The organism is Corynebacterium sp. 212_CJEI (assembly GCF_001055915.1).
Lineage (GTDB): Bacteria > Actinomycetota > Actinomycetes > Mycobacteriales > Mycobacteriaceae > Corynebacterium > Corynebacterium jeikeium_D.
In genome coordinates this window covers 22,906-29,202 of the sequence record NZ_JVPT01000042.1, presented here as the reverse complement: position 1 = coordinate 29,202, position 6,297 = coordinate 22,906, and the positions used below count along the sequence as shown (strand labels likewise).

The 6,297-nt window shown below is 57.3% G+C and carries 7 protein-coding genes; 6 read left to right on the top strand and 1 reads right to left on the bottom strand.

Translation table 11 applies throughout. The features are described from left to right. On the top strand, positions 1–1,097 hold a 1,097-nt coding region (locus ADB02_RS03485; RefSeq protein ID WP_049189677.1), incomplete at its 5' end, for a helix-hairpin-helix domain-containing protein. Positions 1,098–1,135: 38 nt separating this feature from the next. Here ADB02_RS03485 and ADB02_RS03480 read toward each other — a convergent pair. Next, complete coding sequence (locus ADB02_RS03480; protein ID WP_049189676.1) at positions 1,136–2,119, bottom strand: DUF1648 domain-containing protein; 984 nt, start codon at positions 2,117–2,119, stop codon at positions 1,136–1,138. A gap of 340 nt (positions 2,120–2,459) precedes the next feature. On the opposite strand from ADB02_RS03480, the gene ADB02_RS03475 reads away from it, so the two are divergent. The 5 genes from ADB02_RS03475 to ADB02_RS03455 all read left to right on the top strand — a co-directional run bounded on the left by ADB02_RS03475 (position 2,460) and on the right by ADB02_RS03455 (position 6,249). After that, positions 2,460–3,860, top strand: a complete 1,401-nt coding sequence (locus tag ADB02_RS03475) for an HNH endonuclease signature motif containing protein (RefSeq protein WP_049189675.1) — start codon at positions 2,460–2,462, stop codon at positions 3,858–3,860. 139 nt (positions 3,861–3,999) lie between these two features. Continuing rightward, positions 4,000–4,341, top strand: a complete 342-nt coding sequence (gene rplS / locus ADB02_RS03470; protein ID WP_048761860.1) for a 50S ribosomal protein L19 — start codon at positions 4,000–4,002, stop codon at positions 4,339–4,341. Between the two features lie 74 nt (positions 4,342–4,415). Continuing rightward, entirely contained in the window at positions 4,416–5,213 is a 798-nt protein-coding gene (gene lepB, locus ADB02_RS03465; RefSeq protein ID WP_049189674.1) for a signal peptidase I, read from the top strand. Further along, positions 5,188–5,892, top strand: a complete 705-nt coding sequence (locus ADB02_RS03460) for a ribonuclease HII (protein WP_224783775.1) — start codon at positions 5,188–5,190, stop codon at positions 5,890–5,892. Before lepB ends, ADB02_RS03460 begins: the two co-directional genes overlap by 26 nt. Before the next feature lie 54 nt (positions 5,893–5,946). Then, positions 5,947–6,249: a DUF2469 domain-containing protein gene (locus tag ADB02_RS03455; protein ID WP_005509529.1), complete on the top strand. Its 303-nt coding sequence runs from the start codon at positions 5,947–5,949 to the stop codon at positions 6,247–6,249. The last annotated feature ends 48 nt before the right edge of the window (positions 6,250–6,297 follow it).

Genomic DNA, 6,297 nt, shown 5'->3' with positions numbered 1-6,297 from the left:
CTGTGGTGGTTTCTGAGGCCGGTGCTTCCGTCTACTCCGCATCGTCCCTGGCAGCAGCTGAGTTCCCGGACATGGATGTATCTCTCCGCGGTGCCGTATCGATTGCCCGCCGCCTGCAGGACCCGCTTGCTGAGCTCGTCAAAATCGATCCGAAGTCCATCGGTGTCGGCCAGTACCAGCACGACGTTTCCCAGACCAAGCTCGAGCACTCTCTCGATGCCGTGGTCGAGGATGCCGTCAACGCTGTCGGCGTGGAGGTCAACACCGCCTCTGCGCCGCTGCTCGGTCGCGTTGCTGGCGTGTCCTCGACTGTTGCGGACAACATCGTCGCTTACCGAGACGAAAACGGCGCTTTCACCTCCCGCAAGGAGCTGCTGAAGGTTCCGCGTCTTGGCCCGAAGGCCTTCGAGCAGTGCGCCGGCTTCCTTCGCATCCACGGCGCTAACAACCCGCTGGATGCCTCCGCCGTGCACCCGGAGTCCTACCGCGTCGTCGATGCCATCGCCGCTTCGACCGGCGTTAGTGTCCAGGAGCTCATCGGCAACTCCCGTGTCCTGTCCAAGGTGCGTGCTGCAGACTTCGTCGACGAGTCCGCAGGTATCGGCCTGCCCACCGTCCAGGACATCTTGACCGAGCTGGACAAGCCCGGCCGCGATCCGCGTCCCGAGTTCGTCACCGCCACCTTCAAGGAAGGCGTGGAGAAGGTCTCCGATCTTCAGCCCGGCATGATTCTCGAGGGCACCGTCACCAACGTCGCGGCCTTCGGCGCCTTCGTCGACGTCGGAGTCCACCAGGACGGCCTCGTCCACGTCTCCAACATGGCCCGCGGTTTCGTCTCCGACCCGCACGAGGTCGTCCGCTCGGGCGAGGTGGTCAAGGTGAAGGTTCTCGACGTTGACGTCGAACGCAACCGCATCGGTCTATCGCTCAGGCTTGACGACGACGCCTCGGATGCCAAGCCAAAGCGTGACGGCGGTCGCGGAGAAGGCCGTGGAGGCGGCCGAAAGCGTGGTTCCCAGAATAAGAAGCGCGGTGGAGCCAACCGCGGTGGAGGCGGCGGTTCCATGGCTGACGCGCTGCGCAGGGCAGGCTTTTAGCTCCTGATCTGTTAGCGCTTGATTTATTAGCGCATAGCCTATTGGCGCATAGCGTCGATGCGGCTGTTGATCTCACCCGCGACAGCCGCAGCCATTCCATCCGGTACGACGATGGTGTAATCGGACCCCGAGGTCTCAATCTTGACTGCCTCGCCTGACCGTGCCGCCACGGTGATGCGGCCATCATTGCCAAGTCGAAGCCCAATACCGCCACCGTCGGCCCAGTTATAAGTGGCCGGCTTCGCATATTTGATGGTTCGAAGCTCAATGGGGTGTTTCATCTTCAGCGGTCCACAGCCGTTAAAAACGGTAATGGAATCTGTCTTCGGGTCCGTGTCTAGTGTCATGCCGGTTTCATATGCGATGAGGAATAGCGGCGTGCACAGCAGAAAAACAATGCCGAGGCTTGGCAGGAACACTGCGAGCGCTACAGACACCACGCACCAGACTGCGAGGGTGACCTTGACCCCCTTAGAGATGGCCACACTGACATCGATGGGAGTCGGGGCTCCTTCTCGATGGGGCAACTGTGGCGATGTCGGCTCGGTGACCGTGGCGTCGGTAAGCGAGGAGTAGTCCTTGAGGCGGCGCGTCACGAGCAGGGCCGCTACTAGGCCGATGATGACGCCGGCTATTGCATAGATCCAGCCGATTCGGGCGGTCGTAGGGTCCGTCGTGCCGATCTGCGGGATGATAATCGCGAATTCAATGCCGATTAAGAAGCCGCAGAGGGCGAGGTTGGTTATTGCAATTGGCTTCCGTACAACAAGCGGCGTACTGGTCTTGGCGCCGAGCCAACCGATCTGTGCACATGCGATGACGATGATGGCCATAATCAATGTGCTTTGAACTGGCGGCATGAAACCGTTGGGAGTGCCGCTACCGCTCCAATGCGTTGCTAACTGCTCCGGTAGTCGGTCGGAAATGGCAATTACCCACAGAAGCTGTGCAATCGCCAGAACGCACGGGGCGATGATTGTTCCTCGAACAATCCAGGGGTCAAAGCGTGGAATCTGCTGCATGGAGACAATCTAGCAGTTGGGGGGGGCTTTGTAGCAACGGTCGGCAGCGGTCGTTATTGGAGTGCTGTATCAGCGTGACGTTGTAGCGAGCGGTTGTAGCGTGCCGTCTTAGTGTGCGCGGAGTTTCGCCAGAAGATGCACCTCGTGACATTTGATAACACGCTCAACAATTCACTCGAATGTACAAGCGAAAAAGTTTTATTAAAGGGGTTGCGCAATCGAATGGGTGTGCTAAAATGGAGGCATCAAGAACAAAGTACTTGAGCTTCTCTTCTTGGCGTTGGGCTAGTGGTATTCACTGGTTATCGACACTGAGCGGGGTTGGGGCTTTGGGGGAACAATGTCTGAAAAAGATAGTCCGGCCAAACAACCGTCTGATGTTTACCAAGCGGCTCTGCTGCCTGAAGCGCCGCAGTTTTTCCACGAGTCATCCACGAACCAGTTGGCGGTGGCGGGTATCCAACGCAATCGCCTGGAACTGGGTATAGCTTGCGGTTGCACGCCGAAGTCGCTTGAGATTGATGTGAATGCATACATTGCTGAAATCGCACCCGAGTTGGGTATTTCCCGCGGTAAGGCGCTCGAGTATGTAGAGGTCGGCATTCAGTTAGCGCGTATGCCCCGGCTGGGTGCCTTTATTAAAGCTCGAGCTCATTTGCCCTTTGCGCATCTGATCACCATTGCTCGCGCGACAGCGCCGCTCCACGATCCAGAGGTGCGTGCAGCTGTTGAAGAAGAAATTGCCCGCTTTGTCATTCCCCGAAAGCATGGCGAGGCACTCCGGGGAGTTCGCAGCCTACATAAATTCCTGCAACGGGTTATCGAAGAAATTGAACCTCAGCTTCGCCCCAAAAACCTTCCGGGTGATGTCGATCCGCTGCTTCCTGCAGGAGAACGCGAAATAGTAGGAGAGAGTATCGGTTTTGAAGAGAGCGACAACTTCGCGGAAGTTTTTATGGAGCTGGAAAAGACCCGCGCTCTCGAATTCAAAACCACCCTCGAGTCCATCTCCAGCTCAGCTGGCTGCACTCGAGTCGAAGCTTTGACACACCTCATCCGCGGCACCGCCGAGGCAAAAATCGTACTCAACCTATACTGTCCTGCCACAGAGGAGCGTCCCCGCACCGCCTGGCTTGGCGGCGTTGGCTGGATCTCGCAGTTAGCTACGCAGGCGTGGATTGATAAGGTCACGCATATTCGTATGCTTGCCGACGAAACCGCGGAGGGCTACGCCCCAACCGAAAGTCAGAGGGCCTTCGTTAAAGGTCGGGACGGAACGTGTCGCTTTCCGGGATGTGATGTACCCGCGGAGCTCTGCGACATTGACCATATTGAGCCGTACGACAAAGAGCACCCAGAGGAGGGCGGGGCAACGGAAACGCCGAACCTCCACTGCCTCTGCCGCCGGCACCACAACATGAAAACAGCTGGTCTGTGGAATGTTGCACGTGATCGGGATGGAGTGGAACTGTGGACGTCGTCAAGCACGGGCAAAAAGGCGGTGAGCCTGGAAGATGGGCCGCTCGCCGGGCACGGACGCTACACCTTTGACAAACGGGGACTGCGAATGGCGCAGGCACTGGCAGAATATAACGAGTATCGCCAGGAGTTGATAGAGCAATCACGGAAGCTGGTCGAAGAAGCGCGCAGGGGAGAAGACGCCGATACTCTTAAACCGCAAGACCCCCAGGACCCACAAGATCCACAAGACCCGCCGAACATGGATGAGTTTGGTTTCTGACCAGGGGGTGTGTAATAATTTCCAGGTTGTCTTTATAGGCAGCTTTACCTGTTTCGGGCATGAACCGGCCGAGCGTCCCTCTGTGGGAAAGCGCCGCCAGGGTCCTCTGTCTATGCAAAAAGTAAAGGAATAAGTTTCCATGAACATTCTTGACAAGGTTGATGCAGCATACCTGCGCGACGACATTCCGGAGTTCCGCGCTGGTGACACCGTCGAGGTCGACGTAAAGATTGTCGAGGGTAAGACCGAGCGTATTCAGGTCTTCAAGGGCGTCGTTATCCGTCGTCAGGGCGGCGGCGTCCGCGAGACCTTCACCGTCCGCAAGGTATCCTTCGGTATCGCTGTTGAGCGTACCTTCCCGGTGCACTCCCCGAACATCGACGAGATTCGCGTTGTCTTCAAGGGCGACGTTCGCCGTGCGAAGCTGTACTACCTGCGCAACCTGCGCGGTAAGGCTGCACGCATCAAGGAGCGCCGCTAGTCTTTTGGCGCAAAATAATCCCCATCGAGTGTTGAGCTCGGTGGGGATTTTTCTATCGCGTATAGTCTTTTCCCATGACCGACGACGATTCTCGCGAACAGACTGACGGCCAAAAAGAAGACCGTACTGAAGGCTTGAAAGGCTTCCGGAAACTTGACGAGGAGCCTGAAAAGCACACTCCGTGGTACATCGAGATTCCAATCATTATCGTGATTGCCCTGCTCATCAGTGCTGGTGTGCAGTCCTTTATCGGCCGTGTCTACGTGATTCCATCCGAGTCGATGCAGCCGACGCTCAACGGATGTGTCGGGTGCACCGGTGACCGCATTTGGGTGGATAAGGTTTCCTACCAGTTCTCAGATCCCAAGCCCGGCGATGTTGTCGTCTTTAATGGCCCGGAGTCCTGGAATAGTAACTACGTGTCACAGCGTTCTACTAACCCGGTGGCAAACTCGCTGCAGACGGTTGGTTCCTGGATTGGCCTTGTCGCCCCGGATGAAAATGCGTTAGTCAAGCGTGTGATTGCCACGGGTGGGCAGACTGTGCAGTGTCGCCCAGGAGATCCCGGCATCATGGTTGACGGCAAGATGACAGACCAGGATTTCATTAAAACTCCGGCAGACAAGCCGGTGGTGGATAATCTTGGCTCAGAGCAGTGTGGTGGCCCGTACTTCGGGCCGGTAACAGTGCCGGAGGGGAATCTGTGGGTCATGGGTGATAACCGCACCAACTCTGCGGACTCTCGCTATCACATGGGCGACGAGCTGCAGGGTACTGTGCCGCTGGATAACGTCGTCGGCAAGGTGCAGGCAATCATCCTGCCGTTTAACCGCATCGGTGGCGTCGATGATCCGGACATCCAGCACAACTAGTCAGCACAGTCTGCTCACGCCGCCGGCGCCGAAACTGCGGAGGCTGAAGCAGTCGCGCACGATAGAGGTCGCGCTGGCAAAGCGCGGCTTTGGACCTGTAGCCGGGGTCGACGAGGCTGGTCGCGGCGCCTGTGCAGGCCCGATAGTTATCGCCGCCTGCTGCCTTCCAGAACGCCCTATCGCAGAGCTGGATAAGCTCACCGATTCTAAAAAGCTCACGCCGGCCGCACGTGAACGGCTCTTTCCGCTCATCCAACGCTTCGCTACCTCTTTTTGCGTGACGACGATTCCCGCGTCCTACATCGACCAATTCGGCATTCAGGACGCGAATGTCACTGGAATGCGCCGCGCGGTAGCCGGGTTGGGACAGCGTCCTGGCTATGTGCTTACCGACGCACTCAAAGTGTCTGGCTTCACGGCACCCTATTTGCCCGTGATTGGTGGTGATTCCGCTTGCCGATGTATTGCTGCTGCGAGTGTCTTAGCCAAAGTCACCCGCGACCGCATTATGGTTGACCTATCGGAGAAGTATCCGGACTATGGTCTGGCGGGGCATAAGGGCTACGGCACGTCATCGCATATGGAAGCGATTTCACGCCATGGCGCAACCCCGGAGCATCGGTGGTCATACCGCAATGTGCGCTTGGCACACGCGGAGTATCTTGAGCACCCCGAATAGACCAACATGTACAAAAAGAGCAACATGTAAACACTCGAAGGAGCCGTCGCGGTCGTGAGCGCAGAAGATCTAGAAAACTACGAGGCCGACGTTGAACTATCCCTGTACAAGGAGTTCCGCGATGTCGTTAGTCAGTTTTCGTACGTTGTTGAGACGGAGCGCAGGTTCTACCTTGCTAATGCTGTGGAGCTGATTCCGCACAACAGCGAAAACGAGGTCTATTTCGAGCTGCGGATGTCGGATGCGTGGGTGTGGGATGTCCATCGCCCGGCTCGGTTTGTCCGCTACGTGCGCGTTATCACTTTCAAGGATGTCAATATCGAGGAACTGGATAAGCCGGACTTGCGACTGCCGTAGGTTATCGTCGCCTGTCATCGCATGTTATGGCTAGCTGCTAACAGTTAT